19 protein-coding genes and 1 rRNA gene are annotated in these 20,559 nt (G+C 72.5%); 10 read left to right on the forward strand and 10 right to left on the reverse strand.

The genetic code is table 11. The features are described 5' to 3' along the window. Nucleotides 1–103: 103 nt before the first annotated feature. Together ACZ4TR_RS18325 and ACZ4TR_RS18330 are read right to left on the reverse strand one after the other, a co-directional pair. Nucleotides 104–709, reverse strand: coding sequence for a response regulator transcription factor (locus ACZ4TR_RS18325; protein WP_364525657.1), 606 nt, complete (start codon nt 707–709; stop codon nt 104–106). A 326-nt stretch (nt 710–1,035) separates the two neighbouring features. Next, nucleotides 1,036–1,221 (reverse strand): hypothetical protein, encoded by a 186-nt coding sequence (locus tag ACZ4TR_RS18330; RefSeq protein ID WP_465288093.1) that lies wholly within the window; start codon nt 1,219–1,221, stop codon nt 1,036–1,038. Nucleotides 1,222–1,678: 457 nt separating this feature from the next. On the opposite strand from ACZ4TR_RS18330, the gene ACZ4TR_RS18335 reads away from it, so the two are divergent. Both ACZ4TR_RS18335 and ACZ4TR_RS18340 read left to right on the forward strand, forming a co-directional pair. After that, the gene (locus tag ACZ4TR_RS18335) at nt 1,679–2,428 is read left to right on the forward strand and encodes an AraC family transcriptional regulator (protein ID WP_364525653.1); all 750 of its coding nucleotides are present in this window, start codon (nt 1,679–1,681) and stop codon (nt 2,426–2,428) included. Between the two features lie 229 nt (nt 2,429–2,657). Next, nucleotides 2,658–3,263, forward strand: a complete 606-nt coding sequence (locus ACZ4TR_RS18340) for a response regulator transcription factor (protein WP_364525651.1) — start codon at nt 2,658–2,660, stop codon at nt 3,261–3,263. Between the two features lie 182 nt (nt 3,264–3,445). Here ACZ4TR_RS18340 and ACZ4TR_RS18345 read toward each other — a convergent pair whose 3' ends face one another. The 3 genes from ACZ4TR_RS18345 to ACZ4TR_RS18355 all read right to left on the reverse strand — a co-directional run bounded on the left by ACZ4TR_RS18345 (nt 3,446) and on the right by ACZ4TR_RS18355 (nt 8,608). Beyond that, nucleotides 3,446–4,651 (reverse strand): sensor histidine kinase, encoded by a 1,206-nt coding sequence (locus ACZ4TR_RS18345; protein ID WP_465288094.1) that lies wholly within the window; start codon nt 4,649–4,651, stop codon nt 3,446–3,448. 135 nt (nt 4,652–4,786) lie between these two features. After that, nucleotides 4,787–6,253, reverse strand: coding sequence for a SagB/ThcOx family dehydrogenase (locus tag ACZ4TR_RS18350; RefSeq protein ID WP_465288095.1), 1,467 nt, complete (start codon nt 6,251–6,253; stop codon nt 4,787–4,789). A 45-nt stretch (nt 6,254–6,298) separates the two neighbouring features. Further along, entirely contained in the window at nt 6,299–8,608 is a 2,310-nt protein-coding gene (locus ACZ4TR_RS18355) for a TOMM precursor leader peptide-binding protein (protein ID WP_465288096.1), read from the reverse strand. Between the two features lie 298 nt (nt 8,609–8,906). On the opposite strand from ACZ4TR_RS18355, the gene ACZ4TR_RS18360 reads away from it, so the two are divergent. The 3 genes from ACZ4TR_RS18360 (at nt 8,907) to ACZ4TR_RS18370 (ending at nt 11,662) form a co-directional block, all read left to right on the forward strand. Continuing rightward, nucleotides 8,907–9,602, forward strand: a complete 696-nt coding sequence (locus ACZ4TR_RS18360) for a winged helix-turn-helix transcriptional regulator (RefSeq protein WP_364525643.1) — start codon at nt 8,907–8,909, stop codon at nt 9,600–9,602. Between the two features lie 147 nt (nt 9,603–9,749). After that, nucleotides 9,750–10,322 (forward strand): hypothetical protein, encoded by a 573-nt coding sequence (locus ACZ4TR_RS18365; protein ID WP_465288097.1) that lies wholly within the window; start codon nt 9,750–9,752, stop codon nt 10,320–10,322. Further along, on the forward strand, nt 10,319–11,662 hold the full coding sequence (locus ACZ4TR_RS18370) for a copper resistance CopC/CopD family protein (protein WP_465288098.1): 1,344 nt from the start codon (nt 10,319–10,321) through the stop codon (nt 11,660–11,662). The genes ACZ4TR_RS18365 and ACZ4TR_RS18370 overlap by 4 nt, the downstream gene beginning before the upstream one ends. A gap of 77 nt (nt 11,663–11,739) precedes the next feature. Here ACZ4TR_RS18370 and ACZ4TR_RS18375 read toward each other — a convergent pair whose 3' ends face one another. Next, nucleotides 11,740–12,405, reverse strand: a complete 666-nt coding sequence (locus tag ACZ4TR_RS18375; protein WP_465288099.1) for a maleylpyruvate isomerase family mycothiol-dependent enzyme — start codon at nt 12,403–12,405, stop codon at nt 11,740–11,742. 108 nt (nt 12,406–12,513) lie between these two features. On the opposite strand from ACZ4TR_RS18375, the gene ACZ4TR_RS18380 reads away from it, so the two are divergent. The 4 genes from ACZ4TR_RS18380 (at nt 12,514) to ACZ4TR_RS18395 (ending at nt 16,538) form a co-directional block, all read left to right on the forward strand. Continuing rightward, on the forward strand, nt 12,514–13,233 hold the full coding sequence (locus tag ACZ4TR_RS18380) for an MgtC/SapB family protein (RefSeq protein ID WP_364525635.1): 720 nt from the start codon (nt 12,514–12,516) through the stop codon (nt 13,231–13,233). A 120-nt stretch (nt 13,234–13,353) separates the two neighbouring features. Continuing rightward, entirely contained in the window at nt 13,354–14,550 is a 1,197-nt protein-coding gene (locus tag ACZ4TR_RS18385; RefSeq protein WP_465288100.1) for a M protein, read from the forward strand. Nucleotides 14,551–14,589: 39 nt separating this feature from the next. Continuing rightward, the gene (locus ACZ4TR_RS18390) at nt 14,590–15,858 is read left to right on the forward strand and encodes an ABC transporter substrate-binding protein (protein WP_465288101.1); all 1,269 of its coding nucleotides are present in this window, start codon (nt 14,590–14,592) and stop codon (nt 15,856–15,858) included. Then, on the forward strand, nt 15,855–16,538 hold the full coding sequence (locus ACZ4TR_RS18395) for a CPBP family intramembrane glutamic endopeptidase (protein ID WP_465288102.1): 684 nt from the start codon (nt 15,855–15,857) through the stop codon (nt 16,536–16,538). Before ACZ4TR_RS18390 ends, ACZ4TR_RS18395 begins: the two co-directional genes overlap by 4 nt. On the opposite strand, the gene ACZ4TR_RS18400 is transcribed toward ACZ4TR_RS18395, so the two are convergent. From ACZ4TR_RS18400 to ACZ4TR_RS18410, 3 genes are all read right to left on the reverse strand, one after another. Continuing rightward, entirely contained in the window at nt 16,535–16,816 is a 282-nt protein-coding gene (locus ACZ4TR_RS18400; protein ID WP_257920172.1) for a metal-sensitive transcriptional regulator, read from the reverse strand. The genes ACZ4TR_RS18395 and ACZ4TR_RS18400 overlap by 4 nt on opposite strands. Before the next feature lie 70 nt (nt 16,817–16,886). Next, the gene (locus ACZ4TR_RS18405; protein ID WP_465288103.1) at nt 16,887–19,001 is read right to left on the reverse strand and encodes a heavy metal translocating P-type ATPase; all 2,115 of its coding nucleotides are present in this window, start codon (nt 18,999–19,001) and stop codon (nt 16,887–16,889) included. A 5-nt stretch (nt 19,002–19,006) separates the two neighbouring features. Then, entirely contained in the window at nt 19,007–19,213 is a 207-nt protein-coding gene (locus ACZ4TR_RS18410) for a heavy-metal-associated domain-containing protein (RefSeq protein ID WP_364525625.1), read from the reverse strand. Between the two features lie 78 nt (nt 19,214–19,291). Here ACZ4TR_RS18410 and cobF point away from each other — a divergent pair, with 78 nt between their 5' ends. Further along, nucleotides 19,292–20,053, forward strand: a complete 762-nt coding sequence (cobF, locus tag ACZ4TR_RS18415; protein ID WP_465288104.1) for a precorrin-6A synthase (deacetylating) — start codon at nt 19,292–19,294, stop codon at nt 20,051–20,053. Between the two features lie 415 nt (nt 20,054–20,468). Here the strand turns inward: cobF and rrf are convergent. Next, nucleotides 20,469–20,559, reverse strand: a 5S ribosomal RNA gene (rrf, locus tag ACZ4TR_RS18420); the annotation flags it as partial.

Consider the following 20,559-nt stretch of genomic DNA (forward strand, 5'->3'; position numbering starts at 1 on the left):
CCCGGCGGAGAGCCCACACCTGCACCGCGAACGCGGATCCGGCCACTGTCCCGGCCGGACGCGACGATGGTCCGGACCTCGTGGTCCGGACCATTTCCGGCAGTCACAGCCAGCCCGACTCCTCGGCGATGCGGATGGCGTCGACCCGGTTGCGGGCGTTGAGCTTCGCGACCACAGTCGTGAGATAATTCCGTACTGTCCCGGCGGAAAGGTACAGCCGGGCCGCGACTTCCACCGTCCCGTAGCCCTGCGCGGTCATCCGCAGCACGTCCAGCTCGCGGGCGGTCAGCGGGCAGTCGACGGTGTCCCAGGCGGCCAGCGCCAGGTCGCCGTCGACCATGCGACGGCCGGCCAGCACGCCGCGCACGGCGTTGGCGAGCTTGTCGGGCGGCGCGTCCTTGAGCAGGAAGCCCCCCACCTTGGCGTCCAGCGCGCGCCTGAGCGTGCCGGGACGGCCCAGGCTGGTGAGGATGAGGGTCCGGCAGCCCGGCAGCTGTGCGTGCAGCTCACCGGCCGCGGTGAGCCCGTCCTTGCCGGGCAGGTCGATGTCGATGACGGCCACCTGCGCCTGCTTGGCCCGCGCGGCCGGCAGGATGTCGAGCCCGGAAGCGACCTCGGCGACGACGTCGATGTCGGGTTCCAGCCGAAGCAGTGCCACCAGTGCGCCCCGCACGATGTGCATGTCCTCGGCCACCAGCACTCTGATCACGGGTGCCTCCGCACTCACGATTCCCCAGAAGCTCAGTTAAACATTCTGCTTGACGAATCGGTTGCACCATTCGGGCACCACTTATGCGGGGATGCCGCGAAATGCACATGCACGCGTTGGGACCAGGTTAAAAATACCTACTCGCACTTGGCCGGCTACCAGCCGTCACGGACACGTTCCGAGTTCCCGTCATCCGTGTCGGAAATTTTCCGGCCGGGGTCGCTTGTGGACTTCCCGGCCCGCCACGTGCGGCGAGCCGCCCCCCGCGGGCGCGCTGGGCGCCCGCCGGGACCGGCTCGCGACGTCGAGAACTGCGCAAACGCGCATCAAGCCGCTTCGAGGGCGTCGACCTGGCAGAAGCAGGTACCCCGGCGCGGCTGCACGGTGCCCGCGGAAGCGTCGACGCCCCAGTGCTCGAAACGGTCGATCACGAGGTCCGTCCCAGCCTTCTCGAACTCGATTTCGAAATCGGCGAAAAGCGCGCGGACGTCAGCGGAGATCTGTGCGGACATGTTCTGCTCCCAGTGGCGAAGATGAATGCTTCACGTGCCATAAATCGTCGCCAATGGACGCAGCATCAGCCAGTGTCCGCATCACCGGCGCACTGTGGTTTACACATGCTCCGTGCGGTTACGGCCAAGACTCCGAACGGGCTAACAAGGGCACCGGATACCCGCGAAACAGGTCATTTCCGTCACCCTGCGCTGTCGTGCACATTCCACCCGTCACCACGGGTATGAAAAACGCACATGCGCTCCGGGCGGGAGTTCCCGGTTCGGGCCCTGTTCACACCCCATGTGCAAAACGCATGTGCGGGACCGGTGAAATCCATCCGGACCGGTGCACAGAGCACTTAAGAAGTAGACGCCCGCCGATCTACAGTTTTGGACGAAATCACATCCCCCGCACCGAAGGCGCCTTCACCGGGAAGCCTCGGGTGCGCATTGTCGACCGGGAGGGACGGCCACCATGGATGAGATCGTCCGGCAAGCCGTGGCACGCGCCATCGTGACCATGCGAGACAACCTGGGCGAGCGGCTCACGATCGACGACCTGGCCCGCGCCGCCATGTTCAGCAAGTTCCACTTCACCCGGGTGTTCCTGCGGGCCACCGGGCTGTCGCCGGGCCGGTTCCTCTCGGCCCTGCGGCTCGCGGAGGCCAAGCGCCTGCTCGCGACCACCACCATCTCCGTCGCCGACATCAGCCACCAGGTCGGCTACAACAGCGTCGGCACGTTCAGCGCCCGCTTCAGCGGCAGTGTCGGCGTCTCGCCGTCGGGCTACCGCCAGCTGCGCGGCATGGCCCCGCGGGTCGCCGACCGCCAGTCCCGGCCGGGGTCGGGAACGACCGTGCGCGGCCAGCTGCGCGTCGCGCCATCGGCCCAGGTCGGGCCGGTGTTCGTCGGGCTGTTCGCGGCCCGGATCGCCGAGGGCGCGCCCGCCCGGTTCGCCGTCCTGCCCGGCCCGGGGCCGTACGCGCTGGCCGACGTTCCGCTCGGCTCGTGGTACGTCCTCACCTACGCCTACGGCTGCGGCGAGGTCGACAACCACACCCTGCGGCCCTACACCGGCCTGGCCGGCCCGGTGACCGTGCACCAGGGCGTCACGGCGAGCCTCGCCGACGTCCGGCTGCGGCCGCGGCACGGCTTCGACCCGCCGGTCCTGCTGGCCCTGCCGGACCTGCGCCAGCCCGCGGTGGCCCGCCCCGTGGCGGTCTGAGCGTGCAATTCCGGCGCGCCGAATCCGCCGTCCGTTAATCCACGGACGGCGGGCGCACCAGGTCCGTGTTCCCGGCAGCCATTCGGCCCAGCGGGTGAGGTGACCGGCCCGCCGCGAGCCGCCGGGGAATTCCCGGCCATTCCCGGGTGCGCTTCTTCGAAACACCGGTGGGGCGGGGCAATGGCGTACAATTGGGGCGGGAGTCAACGAACTGGGGCGAGGTACCGTCGTGATCAAGGTGTTGCTGGCCGAGGACATGCACATGGTCCGCGGCGCCCTGGTCGCCCTGCTCAACCTGGAGTCCGACATCGAGGTGGTCGCCGAGGTGTCCTCCGGCGACCAGATCCTGCCGGCCGCGAAGGCGGCCCAGCCGGACGTCGCCGTCATCGACATCGACCTGCCGGGCAAGGACGGGCTGTCGGCGGCGATGGAGATCCACGAGAGCCTCCCCGGCGTCCACACGCTGATCCTGACCAGCCTCGGCCGCCCGGGCACGGTCCGCCGGGCGCTGGACGCGAAGGTGAACGGCTTCCTGCTCAAGGACTCGCCGTCGGACAAGCTGGCGAACGCGGTCCGCTCGGTCGCGATCGGCCGCCGGGTGATCGACAGCGAGCTGGCGCTGGCCGCCTGGGAGACCGACGACTGCCCGCTGACCCCGCGCGAGATCGAGATCCTGTCGCTGGCGGCGCGCGGGCGCAACGTGGCCGACATCGCGGCGGAACTGTTCCTGTCGGCCGGCACGGTCCGCAACTACCTGGCCGCGGTGGTCACGAAGCTCAACGCCCGCAACCGGGTCCACGCGATCCGCATCGCGACCGAAGCGGAGTGGCTCTAGCCACCCGAGCCGACCCTCCAGGTACGCGACCCGACCGCCCAGGTACGCGTGTCGTCCGTCCAATCACGCGTGTCGACCCTCCAGACACACGAGTCGACCCTCCCATCACGCGAGCCGGCCCTCCACACACCCGTCCCGCGCCTCGAACACCCCGCACCGCCCGGAAACCCGCCGGAAAGCGCTTACGCCGTCAGTTCGTCCCGCTCCCGGTGCCGGCGCACGCCATCGCACCCGACCGGGACCGCCGCCAGCAGCCGGTGGGTGCCGTCCGGTCCGGTCTCCGTCGCCAGCGTCCCGCCCAGCGACTCCACCCGGTCGGCCAGGTTGCGCAGCCCCGAGCCCGACCCCGCGCCACCGCCCGCCGCGTGGCCCGCGCCGTCGTTGACGATCTCCAGCCAGACCGTCCCGTCGTCCTTGCTCACCGAGAGCGCGCACCAGCTCGCCGTGCTGTGCCGCACCACGTTCGTCACCCCTTCGCGCAGGACGGCCGCCAGCGCGGTCGCCACCGCCGGGGGCAGGTTCTCGGTACCCGAACGGGCGACCGTCACCCGGCTCCCGGCCGCGCTCAGCACCGCCGCCGCGGCACGGCACTCGTCCTCCAGCGACAGCTCGCGGTAGCCCGCCGCGACCGTGCGGACGTCGGCCAGCGCGCGCCGCGACATCGTCAGCAGCTCGGCCAGCTCCTCCTTGGCGCGCCCCGGCTGGCCGATCACCAACCGGTCGACGAGTTCACCTTTGAGGGTGATGGCCGAAAGGCTCAACCCGAGCAGATCGTGGACGTCGCGGGAGAACCGCTTGCGTTCCTCGGCGATCGCCCGCCGCTTCAGCTCGCGGCGCTCCTCTTCACGCTCGGCGATCAGCCGCGCCGCCGCGCCCGTCGCGAACAGCACCAGCGCGGCGACCCCGGCGGACGCCACGGCCGCGAACCCGGCATCGGCCGAAGCGGTCCCCCGGGCGGAGGCGAGCCCCGCCGCGACGCACACGAGAACGGCCGCGGGCAGGGCCCTGGCCGGCCGGACCGCGAGCAGCAGCCCGCCGGCGAAGAACCCGCTCGCGGTGCTCCACAGGGCGCCCAGCTGCAGCATCGGCACGTACGCCAGCAGGGCCTGGACCCCCAGCGCCAGGCCAGGACGGCGGAACCGGCCGGGCTTGAACGCGGCCAGGTGTACTCCGGCCAGCGCCGCGGCACCGGAGAGCGCGAGCAGCCACGACACCCAGGACTGCCGTTCGGCCAGGACGGGAAGGGACGCCATGAGCGCCACCGCGGCCGCGGCCGCCGGCGGCGCGCCCACGACGAGCGCGCGGAAGTCCGGCCGCCCGGCTTCCTCGCCCGCCGTCGCGGCGGCCCGTACCCGGATCCGTCCGAGGAGCCGAACCGGATGTGCCACGGCGCCTCCCCACCTCACCCGAACCCCGGTGTCACAACGGTAACAGGGAGAACGGTCACGGCAGAGGCGTCGTCCGGCCGGCCGGTGGCGTTACCGGCCGGCCGGAAGCGGGCCACCTCCGAGCGGCGGGCGAGGCTATTCGGCAGGCACCGGGCCGGCGACGAACGGCGCGGCACCGCCGGGGAAGTCGAGCACGCACTCGCCGACGCTGACCTCGGCGGGCCACTCCAGCTTCAGCGAGCGGTCCACCCGGTCGCCGGCGTCGACCGGCACCGCGTGCGCGGCGAGCCCCATCGCCTTCGCCGCGAGGTAGAGCACCTGCTGCAGCGCGCCGACGTGCACCAGCGTCGTCGCGTACGCGGCACTGCCGAGCACCCACGCGATGCGCGACATCCGCGCGGTCATCGTCAGCAGCACCGACGGCCGGCGGTGGCTGCCCGCCCCGATCATCGCCAGGTCCAGCATGCCGTCCAGGACGCCGAGGTCGTCGTTGATCAGCGTCAGCGTGTGCCACAGCGGGTCGTAGTGGTAGATCCCCCGCGCGAGGTCCGCGCAGCGGTTGATCCCGACGTAGATCTCGAGCTCGTACAGGCACGCGACGCTGAAGTACGGCCGCTGCGACGCCTCGTGGCCGGGCCCGCCGGGCAGGTACGCCGGCCCGATCGACCGCACCCGCGCGGCGCGGTAGAGGAACTCCCCGACCTGCTCGGCGGACAACGCGCGTTCGGTGACCTCGGGGCACGTGTGGTCGTGTTCGAGCAGCGTGGCCAGCGTCGGGTCGGTCGCCTTGAGCATCACCGGGTCGGGGCGGTGCAGCGGGAAGGTCGGGCCGGCGGTGATCTGCTTGACGACCGGCGGCTCGACGCCCGCGCGGTGCGCCTCCGGGTCCGCCGGGCCGCCCTTCAGCCACGTCCGGCTGCGGGCGTGGAACATCAGGTCGTCGGGCGACCACACGGCCAGGTCGGTGTCGGTGTCCTCGGCGAACTCGGCCCAGTCGTCGGCCACCAGCACCACCCCCGCGGCCACCAGGAACGCCACGACGTCGGCCACGACCGGCTCCGCCAGCCCGGAGTCCTCGGCGACCTGGGCGACGGTCACCGGCCCGGCCAGCGACGACGCCACGGCCACCGCCGGCGGCCGCAGCAGCGCGACGCGGTACCGGGCGCGGGGCGACTCCAGCAGCAGCCCGCCGCCGTCCGGGCGCATCGCCGAGTACCGCGACAGCTTGATCAGCCTGCCGGGCGGCACCGCGTCGGCCGGGAAGACCGGCGCCTGGGTCACCGGGATGGCCGACAGCAGCGGCCCGCGGCCGTCGTTGAGCGCCAGCGAGTGCACGACCGAGCCGGACAGCTGGTTGAGGACCTTCCGCAGCGTTCCCGCCCCGGCCTCGGCGGCCCCGCCCGCCGACGTCGCGAGGTTGCCCATCGAGATCGGGCCGAGCGCCATCCGGCCCAGCGACTCGCGCACCGGCCCGGGGACGTCCGCCAGCTCGTACTCGCCCCACCAGGTGATCGCGACGAGCGTGTCGTCGTCGCCCGCCTCCAGCAAGGTGTCTTCGGTGAGAGACCAGAGCCGGACGGTCTCCGGGCGGTATGCAGGCACAGCCAACTCCTCAAGCAACAGCGGAACACCGAGCCCCAGGGGCTCTCACAGGAACATCGGGAAGGGGTTGAGCCGCTCGTACGGGGTCGGCGCGTCGAGCCGGCCCAGCCGGACCGGGACGTCGAAGAGCCGGCCCGGCGCGAACCGGGCCCAGAACGGGCGGATCCCCGGCGCGAGCACCTTGACCACCGGGATCCCGACGTCGGGGCGGGTCTGGTCGAGCACCAGCAGCTCCAGGCCGGCGCGGCCGAACACCCGGGCCAGCGCCTCGACGTCGTCGCGGACGTCGGCCCGGTGGACGAAGGGGAAGTCCGCGGCGGTCCGCATCCGCTCGCCCGCCTCGGGCCGCAGGTACGGCTGGTTCGCGACGGTGGCGTACGCGAGCCACCGCCGCGCGTCCGGGTCGTCGACGTCGTGGCCCGCGCCCTCCACGACGGGCAGCATCTGGTTCAGCTCGGTCACCGCGCGGCGCACCGCGATCCGCGGGTCGAGGTGCGCGCCGAAGCCCATCATGATGTCCTCGTGCGGGGCGCCGATCCGCCGCGAAAGCGCGACGGTCACCGGGATCCCGAGGTCGGAAGTCACGTCGAGGACCCACAGTTCGCGGCCGATCCCCGCGTAGGCCGCCGTCATCTCGTGCAGCCACGGGTCGGCGAAGGACGCGAGGTCGACGCCCGGCACCGGCGTGCGGTTGTACCACCACAGCGCCACGGCGTCGCGTTCGACGAGCTCCAGCGCGCCCTGCAGGATCGCGTCCTCCAGGCTGCTGCCCGCCGCGGTGCCGTTCGAGTCGGCGCGCACCCCGCGCGCGGCGCTCTCGGGCGGAGTCCCGTAGTACAGGTAGGACGTCGGCAGCAGGCGGCGCTGCCCGGACAGGGACCACACCGGCGTCCAGTCGGTGCGGGCGGCGGGGTCGAACGGCTCGCCGACCCGCTGGAAGCTCGCGTGCTCGGCGTTCCACTCCGCGCGGCCGGTGTACTGGCGGTCGCCGAAGAGCATGCACGCGTTGGGGTGCACCGCTTCCTCGCCCAGTTCCTCGTAGGAGCCGCGGATGCGCAGCTCGTCGCCCTGGAAGTTGCCGGAGAAGCGCTCCGCGGCCTCGCACAGCGCGCCGATTTCGGCGTCGAGCGGGCTGACGCCCTTGCCGCCGTTCTCGCAGCGCAGCCCCGCGCGCAGGGCGGCCATCCCGGTGATGCCGCGGGCGATGTTGGGCCCGGAGCGGTAGGCGTTGGCGAACGGCGGTGCGTCCGGGTCCGGCCGGATCTCCTTGACGATCCCGGTGACCGGGCTGACCAGGTGCCGGTGCCGTTCGAGCATCTGCGCCGGCGTCGCCGTCCGGTGCCCGCCGCCCCCGGTGGTCGCCTTCTTGGCCGGCTGCAGCACGACCGGCCGCGTCGAGCGCCACACCACCTGCCACGGGTCGCCGCAGCACGGGCACTGCGGGCGGCGGCGCAGCTCGTGCAGCCGGCCCTGCAGGTCGAGCGAGTCGAGCGTCCACACGCACTGCTGGCCGTGGTGGCGGTACCCGGCCACCCACTTGGCCGCCTCCAGCGCGACGAGGTGCGCCGCGGCCGAGGTCAGCGGCGGCAGCGCCGGCATCGGGCGCCGCGCCGGCCCGGCGTGCCCCAGTTCCTCCTGCACGCACGCCTCGGCGTGCCGGTGGCCCCACAGGCGGTGGGTCAGGCAGTGCCAGCACGCGCCGTCGGGCCGCAGGACCGGGCCGATCCACACCTGGGCCCCGGACGGGCGGGCCAGCAGCCACGGCCGCCCCGCGCGCCGGTGCTCGGCGTCGATGTCGGCCAGGCGCGGGTCGAGGTAGTCGGCGCACAGCACGACCGACAGGTCGGCGGTGCCGGTGTCCGTGCGGACCACCTCGAGCCCGGCCTCGCCCAGTGCCCGCTCGACGGCGCCGGGGTCGACGCCGTCGGCGCTGTCGCCCACCGCGGTCAGCCGCACGGTGCCCCGCCGCGCGGCGACGACGTCGGCGTCCACCCCGCACGCGTCCCAGTACGCCAGCGCGCGCTCGTCGCCGAGCCGGTCGCCGGAGCCGGGGCTGCGCAGCGTCACGAGCCCGGCGTCGACCAGCTGGGCCAGCAGCGCGGCGACCTCCTCCGGCGCCATCCCGCCCGGCCGCCCGCGCAGCAGGCGGTCGAGGTCGTGGGTGCCGTCGAGCAACGCCGCCAGCGACTCGATCTTCGGGCCGCGCATCGCGATCACGCCCTGTTCGGAGAACAGGTACGCGCCCTTGCCCTCCCGGACCTCCGCGCGCAGGTGCCGCCGGAACGCCGGGGCGCGCACCGGCACCGGGACGTCCGTGGCGCCGCTCCCGGGCGCGTCCACCGCTGTCGTGCGCATGGGCCCTCCTGCCGTTCGTCGGGCTGGGCGGGACGAGAGAAGGGAATCGTGCTCCACCGGAGGTCTACTCAGCCAGTGCTCAGAGCACGGGGAAGTCATGCGAAACGCATGGTCCGAAGTGGGAAACGCACGGGACACCGGTGCGCCGTTCACTGGCCGCGCGCGGCGGGGAACCGTCACCGTAGACAGCGACGCCCGTGGCAGCACGGTGCGTCAGGGGCACCGTAACGGAGCTCGCGGCCCCGCGCGAGCCCGGGCGGCGCCCGGTCTGGCACCCGAGACAAGTGAGGACCCGAGTATGCCTGCATCTGCTCGCACATACGGACAGTTCTGTGGCCTGGCCCGGGCACTCGAGATCGTCGGGGAGCGGTGGTCGCTGCTGGTCATCCGTGACCTCATGCTCGGCCCGAAGCGGTTCAACGACCTGCAGCACACCCTGCCGCGGATCCCCGTCAGCATCCTGACCTCGCGCCTCAACGAGCTCGAGGAGACCGGCGTGATCCGCCGCCGGGTCCTCTCCCAGCTGGACGCCGGCGTCGTCTACGAGCTCACCGAGTACGGCTGCGAACTCGACCACATCGTCCTGGACCTCTCCCTGTGGGGCGCGCGGTCGCTGAACTACCCGAAGCCGGACGACGTCTTCACCCTCGACGCCGCCATCCTCTCGCTCTACACGACCTTCCAGGAGGAGGCCGCCACGGGCGTGCACGTCAACTACGAGCTGCACCACTTCGGCGGCGAGATGATCGTGCACGCCATGGTCGACGACGGCGCGCTCAAGGCGTCGGCCGGCTCGCTGCCCGCCGCCGACCTGGTGATCGAGCCGCAGGGCCCGGCGATGCTCGACCTGCTCAACGGCAAGCTGTCCGCCCAGGACGCGATCTCCGGCGGCAAGGTCCGCCTCGAAGGCGACCCGGCGCACCTCGAGCTGTTCACCCGGCTCTTCCACATCCCGCCGGCGCCCGAGCGCGAGGCCGGGCTGTCGGTGCGCTGACGGCTCATCGCTGCACCACGCCCGGCGGTACGCAATCCGCCGGGCGTCGCATTTTCCCTTGCGCAATCGGCAATCCGGAGTAACGGGAACCGCTCCGGAAGCGGTTATCGTCTACGCACGCCGTCTTCTTCGTGAACTGGGGTCCGCATGTCGACGTCCGAACTCGCCCGTCCGTCCGGGTTCCTGCGCCCGCTCAACAGCCGGTGGCACCACCGCGCGCTCGCGCTGTTCATGCTCGTCGTGCTCGCGCACTGGGCCGAGCACATCGTGCAGGCCGTCCAGATCTACGGCTTCGGCTGGCCGGCCCCGAAGGCGCGCGGCGTGCTCGGGATGCCGTTCCCGTGGCTGATCTCGCAGGAATGGCTGCACTACGGCTACGCGCTCGTGATGCTGGTGTTCCTGTGGGTCCTGCGGCACGGGTTCGCCGGCCGGTCGCGGCAGTGGTGGAACCTCGCGCTCGGCATCCAGTTCTGGCACCACATCGAGCACCTGCTGCTGTTCATCCAGGCGCAGTCCGGCTGGCGGCTGGCCGGGCAGAAGGTGCCCACCAGCATCATCCAGCTGCTCGTGCCGCGGGTGGAGCTGCACCTGTTCTACAACACGATCGTCACCATCCCGATGATCGTGGCGGTCGTCCTGCACCGGCGCGCCTCGGCCGCCGAGCGCGAGCTGACCGGCTGCCTCTGCGGGCAGAAGACGCCGGCACTCGCCGCTTCGTGAGCGGCCGCGGCGCGCGCCGGGCACTGGTCCTGCTGGCCTTCCTGGCCGGCTGGCTCGTGCTCGCCGCCACGCCGGCTTCGGCCCACGTCGAGATCGTCTCCTCGACGCCGGGCGACGGCGCCCGCCTGAGCGCGGCGCCGTCCCTGGTGTCGGTCACCCTGTCGGAGAACGTCGGCATCCAGCCCGGGTCGATCAAGGTCGTCGACCTCGCGGGCACGCAGGTCGACTCGGGGCCGGTGTTCCAGCCCGGCGACGTCGCCGAGCAGGTCGCCGTGCGGCTGAAGCCGAACCTGCCGGACGCGAGCTACCTCGTCGAATACGCCTTCGTCTCGGCCGACTCCCACCCGGTCCGCGGGACGTTCGCGTTCGTCGTCGGCACCGGTCCGCTGGTGACCTCGGCCGGCGCGGTGTCCGCGGCCACCGGCACCGACGCGGGCGTCGACTTCGCTTCGACGGCGGTCCGCTGGCTCGCCTACCTCGGCGTCGTCCTGCTGGGCGGGCTGGCGTTCGCCGTCCTGTGCCGGCCGGCGGCCCGCACCGACCGCCGGGCCCGGCGGCTGCTGAGCTGGGGCCTCGGTCTCCTGGCCGCGACCACCGCCGCGGCGTTCGTGCTGCAGGGCCCGTACGCGGCCGGCCGGAACCTCGAGGCGGTCTTCGACACCGGCCTGCTGGCGGACACGCTGCGCGTCGCCTACGGGAAGCTGCTGCTGCTCCGGCTGGCCGCCGTCGTCGCGCTGGCGGTGCTGGTGCCCCGGTTGCTGCGGCCCGGGCTGCCGGACCGGCTGCGGTCGCGCTACGAGAACCTGGCCATGGTGACCGGCTTCCTGGTGCTGCTGACGTTCTCGGCCACCGGCCACCCGGTCACCGACCCGATCATGTTCGTCTCGGTCTCGGCGGACCTCGTGCACTTCGGGGCGATCGCCGTCTGGGCCGGCGGGCTGGTGCAGCTGGCGCTGTGCCTGTACCGCCCGGCCCCCGGCGAGGACCTGGCCCCCGTCGCGGCGCGCTTCTCCGGCCTCGCGGCGGGGTCGGTGACCGCGATCGCGATCAGCGGCGCGGTGCTCGCTCTGCGGATCATGCCGTCGCTGTCCACGCTCTGGACGACCCGGTTCGGCCTGCTGCTCCTGCTCAAGATCGCCGGTTTCGCGCTGCTGCTGGCGGTGGCGAGCCGGTCGCGCCGCGCGGTGCGCCGGGGCCTGACCGGCCCGGCGGAGGGCACGACGAAGACGGTGACGGCGAACCTGCGCCGCCTGCGGCAGGCCGTGGCGGCGGAGGTGCTGCTCAGCGTCGTGGTGCTGGCGCTGGCGGCGATGCTGACGGTGACCCCGCCGGGCGGCTGAACCACGGCCGCAAGTCCGTGAATGTCGCATCGAGGAACTTGCCGTCCGTGAATGCGACATTCACGGATTTGCGCAGGTCAGACGCCCGGCGACCGCGGCGGGCTGAACGGCCCCCAGCTGAACGCGGGCAGCCACGGTCCCGGCGCCGCGCTCCACGCCAGCGCCGTCAGCTGGCCCGGCGACCGCCGCCCGGCGAGCGCCCGGTACAGCTCGTGGGCCGGGGCGGTCAGCGTCGCCACCGGGCGGCCCGTGCCCACGGTCCACTCCGAGCCGCCCGTCGTGCGCAGGCGCAGGGCCGGCAGCCCGCGGCCGGCGACCGAGCCCGAAAACCCGCGGACCAGCACTTCGAAGCTCGGCGCCCACGCCGCGTGCTCGACCGGCGGGGGCATCCCGAGCGCGGCGCGCAGGTCCAGCTCGTGGGTGTACGCGTCCATCACCATGATCTCGCCGCTGCGCCCGCCCGCCTCCGCGAGGCGCCGGTCGAGGTCCTCGCCGACGTCGTCCCAGCGGTCGAGCAGCTCCGGGATCGTCGAAGCCGCCGAGACCGGCGGCGTGCCGCCATGACGCTCGAGCACGCGCTCGGCGATCACGATCAGGTGCCCCAGCAGGTCGGCGACGGTCCACTCCGGACACGCCGGCACCGGGCGCCGGCCCGCGCCGGCGCGGGCGCCCAGCAGCGCGCGGACACCGCGCCGCACCTCCGGGTAGCCCACGAAGTCCGGGGCGAGCCGACTGGCTGTCACGCGTCCCACCTCACCTGGCACGATCGGGGCTTCGGCCCAGTATGCCCAGGTGACGGCCCCGGCGGTTCTCCCCGCGTGCCGACACCGACGACCTCGGAGGTAGTGACCTTGCCCACTCTGTGGTCCACCTCGGCGCAGTGGGACCTGCTGCCGCCGGTCCTGCTCGCGCTGGTGCTCAGCGTCGCGATCGGGCTCGAGCGCGAGGCCGGCATGAAGCCCGCGGGGCTGCGGACGCACAGCCTGGTCGGCGTCGGCTCGGCCGTGTTCATGCTGGTGTCGAAGTACGGCTTCGCCGACCTGCTGACCAGCGACCACGTCTCACTGGACCCGTCGCGGATCGCCGCGCAGATCGTGTCCGGCATCGGCTTCATCGGCGGCGGCCTGATCTTCGTCCGCCGGGACGCCGTGCGCGGCCTGACGACGGCGGCGACGATCTGGCTCACCGCCGCGGTCGGCACGGCGTGCGGCGCCGGGCTCCCGGTGCTCGCCGTGGGCACGACGATCGCGCACTTCGTGGTGACCCGCGGCTTCCCGCCGCTGCAGCGGTTCGTCGCGCGCCACCGCCGCGAGCCACCGGTCGTGCAGCTGAGCTACCTCGACGGCCACGGCGTGCTGCGCGCGGCACTGGCGGCGTGCACCGGACGCGGCTGGGCCGTGCACCACGTCGACGTCGACCACGAGTCGGTTTCCGAAGAGGGGCAACGGATCGCGGTCGTGCGGCTGCGCCTCGACGGCCGCGGTGATCTCTACGACCTCGCCGCCGAACTCGCGGAACTGCCGGGCGTCCGGAGCACGTCCACCGGCCCCGGGGAACCGCTCGACGAATGATCGGCCGCCCGGGCAGCGCGCGGAGGCGGGTTTGCGGCACACTGGGGTGCACCCGGAATTCCCCGGTACCGCAAGGAAAACGTGCGGCCGAGGAGAAACCATCCAATTCGGAGGTGAGGCATGGCCCCCGGCGGTGGCGAGGACGTGGCGCGGACGCAGCCCGGATTCGACCTTGCGTGGCGCGGATTTCACCGCGCGCAGGTCGAGGAATACGTCGCGTGGGCCGAGGCCGAGATACACCGGCTCGCCGCCGAACGCGACTCCGCGCGGCAGCGCGTGGCCGCGCTCGCCGAGGACAACCGTGAGCTGCGCGTGAAGATCGACCGGATCTGCCGCACCCCGATCGAACCGGACGCGCTGCAGGAGCGCTCACGCCGGATGATCGAGCTGACCCGTGAAGAAGCGACCGAAATCACCGCGCGGGCAACCGAAGCGGCCGAACGCACCCGGCGCGAAGCCGAACGCGAGGCGATCCGCCTCACGGAGAAGGAACGCCGGCTGGCCGCCGAAGCGGAGGCCGAAGCCGAGCGGCGCCGCACCGAGCACGAGGAGTTCCTGCGCGCGGCCGAGCAGCGGCGCCGTGAGCTCGACGAAGCCGCCGCGCACCGCCGGGCCCAGCAGGAAGAAGACCACACCCGCGCGATGACGATCCGCCGCGCCACGGCGATGCGCGAGCTGGCCGAGCAGGAAGCGGCCGCCCGGGCCAAGGCGGATCAGCTGGTCACCGACGCGACCCGGCGCAACGAAGACCTGGTGACGAGCGGGCAGCGCAAGCTCGCGGCCGCCGAAGCCGAAGCCGAGAAGGTGCTCTCCGAGGCCACGAAACGCAGCGAAACGCTGGTCACGATGGCGGAGGCCAAGGCGGACGAGCTGGTCACCACCGCCGAGAACGAAGCCGAGAGGCAGGTCTCGACGGCTTCGGCCCAAGCCGAAAAGCTGGTCGCCACCGCCGAGCGCAAAGCCGAACGGGAGGTCGCGGCCGCCGGCACCAAGGCGAAAAAGCTGGTCAGCACCGCGGAAGCCAAGGCCAAGAAGCTCGTCACGGCCGCCGAAGCCGAGTCCGCACGCCTCGTCGCCGAAGCGACCCGGCAAGGCGAATCCCTGGTCGAAGCCGCCCAGCGGGAGGTCACGGCCCTCACCGAGGTGCGCGACAAGCTCCACGCGAGCCTCACCGGCTGCCGCTCCCTCCTGACCGAAGCGGCCGTCGCCCTCGACGACCGGCCCGCGCCCTTCGATCCCGAGGCCACCCTGCCGATGTCCAAGAGAGTGCCCGTCCAGCGGCGGTCCCCCGCGGACCTCACCGACGCCGTGGGCTGATCCCTTGCCCCGCGGCCGGGCAGCCCCCATGATCGGACCGTGAGGCGAACGAAGATCGCGCTGGTCGCAGCGCTGACCGCGGGCGCCCTCAGCGCGTGCGGCGACGGCTCCGGCGTCACGATCAACCTGTACGTCTCGCCGGAGAACAACCTCCAGCACGTCGTCGACGCCTGCACCGCGGCCGCGGGCGGGCGCTACCGGATCGTCTACCACAAGCTCCCGCGCAGCGCGGACGGCCAGCGCGAGCAGATGGTGCGGCGGCTGGCCGCGGAAGACCCTTCGCTGGACGTCCTCGGCCTCGACGTCACGTGGGTGCCGGAGTTCGCCGAGGCCGGCTGGGTGGTGCCGTGGACCGGCGCCGCCGAGGCGGAGGCGACGCGCGACGTGCTGCCCGGCCCGCTCTCGACCGCGCGCTGGAACGGGAAGCTGTACGCGGCGACGAAGCACACGAACGTCCAGCTGCTCTGGTACGACGACCGCCTCACGCCGTCCCCGCCGAAGACGTTCGACGAGATGATCGCGCAGGCCAGGGCCCTCAAGGCGGCGGGCAAGCCGGGCGATGTCCTGTTCACCGGCGCCCAGTACGAGGGCCTGGTGGTCTTCTACAACACGCTGGTCGCGTCGGCGGGCGGGCACATCCTGTCCGACGACGGCAAGTCCGTGCTGATGGACGACGGCGCCGTGCGCGCGCTCGAGGTGCTGAAGACCCTGACCACGGCCGGCGTCACCGACCCCTCGCTGGGCAACGCCAAGGAGGACGAGGTCCGGCAGGCGTTCCAGCGCGGGCAAGGCGCGCTGGAGCTGAACTGGCCGTACGTCTACGCGTCCTACGCCAAGGAGAAGCCGCGAGACCTCGCGCACGTGCACTGGGCGCGGTACCCGTCGGTGGTGCCGGGACGCCCGAGCCGCGTCACGATCGGCGGGTTCAACCTCGCGGTCAGCACGTACTCGCCGCACCAGGCGGAGGCGTTCGAGGCGGCGTTGTGCCTGCGTAGCCCGGCGAGCCAGAAGTACCAGGCGATCGAGGACGGCCTGGCGCCGACGACGCGCTCGGTCTACGACGACCCGGCGCCGCTCGACCCGGCCGACCCCGGTTCGACGATGGCGGCGAAGTTCCCGATGAAGCCGGACATCCTCGCCGCGCTGACCGACGCCGCCGTCCGGCCGCTGACCCCGGCGTACCAGAACCTGTCGACGGTGATCTCGAAGGTGCTGTCCCCACCGTCCGCGATCGACCCGGCGGCCACCGCGGCCGAGCTGCGCGAACGGCTGACCGACGCCCTGAACTCGCGGGACATCATCCCTTGACCCGGGTGTTCGCCCTGGTCGCGGCGGTGGTGACGCTCGCCGCGTCGACGACGCTGGCCAACCGCGTGCTGCCGGGCTGGGCGTATCCGGTGTGCGGCGTGGTGGTGGCGGCGGTGCTGGTGGCCCTGGCCCGCGCGGCCGGGTTGTCGTGGTCCGACCTGGGGCTCCGGTCCCTCCGGCGGCCCGCCTTGGCCGGTCTCGCCGGAGCCGGGCTGGTCGCGGTGGTGTTCGGGATCGCGCTGGCGGTGCCCTCGCTGCGCACGGTGTACCAGGACGGCCGCGTCGGCGACCCGGACCTCGGGCAGCTGCTGTGGCTGACGTGCGGGCGGATCCTGTTCGGCACGGTGCTGATCGAGGAGGTGGCGTTCCGCGGGGTGCTGCCGGCCCTGCTGGGCGCCCGCGACGACCGCTGGCGCTGGCCCCCGATCCTGGGCGCGGCGGCGCTGTTCGGGCTGTGGCACTTCTGGCCGGCGCTGGCGATCGGCCGCAACGCGGCGGTGCACGCGGTGTTCGGCTCGACACCGGTGGTGGTGCTGCAGGTGCTGGCGATGGCCGCGGCGGGCGTGGCCGGGATCTTCCTGCACTGGTGGCGCCACGCGGGTCGCGGCGTGCTCGCGTCGGTGATCGTGCACTTCACGACGAACGCCGGCGGCCTGACGTTGGCCGTGCTGGTGCGCTAGGAACGCACCAAGCGCGCGATCGCGTCCGACGCTTCCCGCACCTTCAAATCGGCTTCCTCGCCGCCGTTCGCCGCCGCCTGGACCACGCACGTCGCCAGGTGCTCGTCGAGCAGCTCGAGCGAGAACGACTGCAGGGCCTTCGTCGCCGCGGAGACCTGCGTCAGGATGTCGATGCAGTACTTGTCCTGCTCGACCATGCGCTGCAGCCCGCGGATCTGCCCCTCGATCCGGCGCAGGCGCTTGAGATAGGCCTCTCGCTCAGTGCCGTAACCCGTCATCGCGCACCTGTCCCCGTCGTCGGCGTCCCTCTGCCCCGAGTATACCCACCGGGCGTATGGGCCCGGGGCTTCAGCGGAACCGGCGCAGCCGGAGGCTGTTGCTCACCACGAAGGCCGACGAGCACGCCATCGCCCCGCCCGCGATCATCGGGTTGAGCAAGCCGAGCGCCGCCAGCGGCAGGGCCGCGACGTTGTAGGCGAACGCCCAGAACAGGTTGCCCTTGATGGTGGCGAGGGTGCGGCGGGCCAGCCGGATCGCGTCGGCCGCGACCCGCAGGTCACCCCGCACGAGCGTCAGGTCGCTCGCCTCGATGGCCGCGTCGGTGCCGGTGCCCATGGCCAGGCCCAGGTCGGCCTGGGCGAGCGCGGCCGCGTCGTTGACGCCGTCGCCGACCATCGCGACCACGTGCCCTTCGGCCTGCAGCCGCTTCACGACGTCGACCTTGCCCTCCGGCAGCACCTCGGCGACGACCTCGTCGATCCCCGCTTCGGCGGCGACCGCCCGGGCCGCGCCCTCGTTGTCGCCCGTCAGCAGAACCGGCTTCAGCCCGAGTTCCCGCAGCTCGGCGACGGCCCGTGCGGACGTCGGCTTGATCGTGTCGGCGAGCACCAGCCGCCCGCGGACCTCGCCGTCCCACGTCACGCCGACCGTGGTCCCGTCGCCTTCGGCCCGCCCGACGGCGATGGCGCGTCCTTCGACCACTCCGGTCACGCCCACGCCCGCGGTGCTCCGGAACTCCGTGACGGCGGGCAGCACGCCGAACCGCTCCCGCGCCGCCTTCGCGATGGCGCGGCCGATCGGGTGCTCCGACGCGGCTTCGACGGCCCCAGCGAGCCGGAGCACCTCGCCGTCGCCCTCGACCAGCGTCATCCGGCCGGTGGTGACGGTGCCGGTCTTGTCCAGCACCACCGTGTCGGCGCGGCGGGTGGACTCGAGCACCTCGGGACCCTTGATGAGGATGCCGAGCTGCGCGCCGCGGCCGGTGCCGACCAGCAACGCCGTCGGCGTCGCGAGCCCGAGCGCGCACGGGCAGGCGATGATCAGCACGGCGACGGCCGCGGTGAACGCCTGCTCGGCGCTCTCGCCGGTCGCGAGCCAGACGACGAGCGTCGCCAGCGCGAGGAAGACGACCACGGGAACGAACACGGCCGAGACCCGGTCGGCGAGCCGCTGGACCTCCGCCTTGCCGGTCTGCGCGGCCTCGACTAGCCGCGCCATCTGCGCCAGCCGGGTGTCGGCGCCGACGCGGGTGGCGCGCACGAGCAGCCGCCCGCCGACGTTCACGGTGGCGCCGGTGACCGCGTCGCCCGGGCCGGCCTCGACCGGGACGGACTCGCCGGTGAGCATGCTGGTGTCGATCGCGGAGCGGCCTTCGGTGACCACGCCGTCGGTGGCGATCTTCTCGCCGGGCCGGGCGACGAAGACGTCATCCACCTGCAGGTTTTCGACCGGGATCAGGCGCTCCTCGCCGTCGCGGAGCACCGTGACGTCCTTCGCGCCGAGGTCCATGAGTGCACGCAGGGCGGCGCCCGCGCGGCGCTTGGAGCGGGCTTCGAAGAACCGGCCGGCCAGGATGAACGTGGTGACCGCGGCCGCGACCTCGAAGTACAGCGTGTCGCCGGCCGTGCCCGGGCCGATCAGCTCGAAGCCATGGCGCATGCCGATCTCGCCGGCCATGCCGAAGAAGAGCGCGTACAGGGACCAGGCGACCGAAGCGAGGACACCGAGCGAGATCAGCGTGTCCATCGTGGCGGCGATGTGGCGCAGGTTGACCGCGGCGGCGCGGTGGAACGGCCAAGCGCCCCACGTCACGACCGGGGCGGCGAGGATGAGCGACACCCACTGCCAGTAGTCGAACTGCCAGGCCGGGACCATCGCGAGGGCGACCAGCGGGATCGTCAGCGCCGCCGAAAGGAGCAAACGCTTGCGTAGCGTGGGCGTCGCGTCCGGTTCCGCGGGCTCGGGGAGCCGCGCGGAGTACCCGGCGGCTTCGACGACGGCCCGGAGGTCGTCGACGGAAAGTTCGCTCGGGTAGCTGACCTGGGCTTTTTCGGTGGCGTAGTTGACCGTCGCGGTCACGCCGCCGACCTTGTTGAGCTTGCGCTCGACGCGGGCGGCGCAGGACGCGCACGTCATGCCGCCGATGGCGAGCTCGACGCTTGCTGCGGACTGCGCGGTGGTCATGGGACTCAGGCGACCAGGCGGTAGCCGGCCTCGGTGACGGCCGCGGCGACGGCGTCGGCGGCCAGCGGGGAGTCGCTGGTCACAGTGACGCGCCCGCTCTCGACGTCGACGTCCACGCTCTGGACGCCGGCGAGCTCGGAGACCTCTTCGCGGACCGACGTGGCGCAGTGTCCGCAGGTCATGCCCTCGACGGTGTAGCTCGCTTCGGTCATCAGCAGCTCCTCTCGTTCCCCTTCCTTTATACCCATCGGGGGTAGGGGTTCACTCGTGGCCCCCGCCAGACTCGCGGGATGCGCAAGCTCTACGCGATCGGCATCGGCGCCGGGGACCCGGAGCACCTGACGGTGCAGGCGATCGACCGCCTCAACCGCGTCGACGTCTTCTTCGTGCTCGACAAGGGTGCGGAGAAGGGCGACCTGGTCCGGTTGCGGCAGGAGATCCTCGACCGGTTCGTCACCCGTCCTCACCGCGTGGTGCTGGCGGAGGACCCACCCCGCGACCGCACGCCCGACGACTACCGCGCGGCGGTCGCGGACTGGCACGCGGCGCGGGCGGCGGTGTACGAGCAGCTCCTGCTGTCGGAGCTTCCGGACGGCTCGACAGGCGCGTTCCTGGTGTGGGGCGACCCGTCGCTGTACGACAGCACGATCGCGCTGATCGAGGCGGTGCTGGCGCGCGGGAACGTGGAGTTCGAGTACGAGGTGATCCCGGGGATCAGCAGCATCTCGGCGCTGGTGGCCCGCCACCGGACGACGATGAACCAGATCGGCCGGTCGGTCCAGCTGACGACGGGCCGCCGGCTGGCGTCCGGCTGGCCCGAAGACGTCGACGACGTGTTCGTCCTCCTGGACGCCCACACGACGTTCGACCGCTTCGCTTCCGAGGGTCTCCACATCTACTGGGGCGCGTACGTGGGCACGCCCGACGAAATTTTGCTGTCCGGCCCGCTCACGCCGGCTCTCGCGTCCCAGATCCGCTCGGCGCGGGCCGCGGCGCGCGAACGTCACGGCTGGATCATGGACACATACCTCCTGCGCCGCCCGGCGAACTAACGTGTCGACCCCGCAATCACGAGTAATGCCCCTCCAATCACACGTGATGCCCCCTCAATCACACGAGATGCCCCCTCAATCACACGAGATGCCCGGCCAAGCACAGGCTGGGCCGGGCAACGGCGGTGAGTTCCGGCTTCAATCACGCGAGATCCGGTGCCAGTCACGCGAGATCCGGTTCTGACCACGCTGGTTTCGGCCCGGGCCACGCCTGTACCGGTGCCGACGGCGCCAGCCGACGTGATTCGGCCCGTACTCCGCGTGATTGAGCGCGTATCTCGCGTGATTGGAGGGGCATCTCGCGTGATTGGGCGGGCATCACGTGTGACTGGCGGGGCATCACCGCCGGCTGCGGGCATGAGAAAAGGCCCCGGGAGAACCATAAGGTTCTCAACCGGGGCCTTCCCCAACGTAAGTTCGGCGGTGTCCTACTCTCCCACAACCCTTCGGTTGCAGTACCATCGGCGCTATCAGGCTTAGCTTCCGGGTTCGGAATGGGACCGGGC

The sequence above is a fragment of the Amycolatopsis sp. NPDC028719 genome (genome assembly GCF_055565395.1).

Excerpts from the sequence above, each read along its gene's own strand:
- ACZ4TR_RS18355 (WP_465288096.1), bottom strand. The coding sequence starts at position 8,608 with ATGCGCACGACAGCGGTGGACGCGCCCGGGAGCGGCGCCACGGACGTC.
- cobF (WP_465288104.1), top strand. The coding sequence starts at position 19,292 with ATGCGCAAGCTCTACGCGATCGGCATCGGCGCCGGGGACCCGGAGCAC.
- ACZ4TR_RS18410 (WP_364525625.1), bottom strand. The coding sequence starts at position 19,213 with ATGACCGAAGCGAGCTACACCGTCGAGGGCATGACCTGCGGACACTGC.
- ACZ4TR_RS18385 (WP_465288100.1), top strand. The coding sequence starts at position 13,354 with ATGGCCCCCGGCGGTGGCGAGGACGTGGCGCGGACGCAGCCCGGATTC.
- ACZ4TR_RS18360 (WP_364525643.1), top strand. The coding sequence starts at position 8,907 with ATGCCTGCATCTGCTCGCACATACGGACAGTTCTGTGGCCTGGCCCGG.
- ACZ4TR_RS18365 (WP_465288097.1), top strand. The coding sequence starts at position 9,750 with ATGTCGACGTCCGAACTCGCCCGTCCGTCCGGGTTCCTGCGCCCGCTC.
- ACZ4TR_RS18405 (WP_465288103.1), bottom strand. The coding sequence starts at position 19,001 with ATGACCACCGCGCAGTCCGCAGCAAGCGTCGAGCTCGCCATCGGCGGC.
- ACZ4TR_RS18330 (WP_465288093.1), bottom strand. The coding sequence starts at position 1,221 with ATGTCCGCACAGATCTCCGCTGACGTCCGCGCGCTTTTCGCCGATTTC.
- ACZ4TR_RS18400 (WP_257920172.1), bottom strand. The coding sequence starts at position 16,816 with ATGACGGGTTACGGCACTGAGCGAGAGGCCTATCTCAAGCGCCTGCGC.
- ACZ4TR_RS18335 (WP_364525653.1), top strand. The coding sequence starts at position 1,679 with ATGGATGAGATCGTCCGGCAAGCCGTGGCACGCGCCATCGTGACCATG.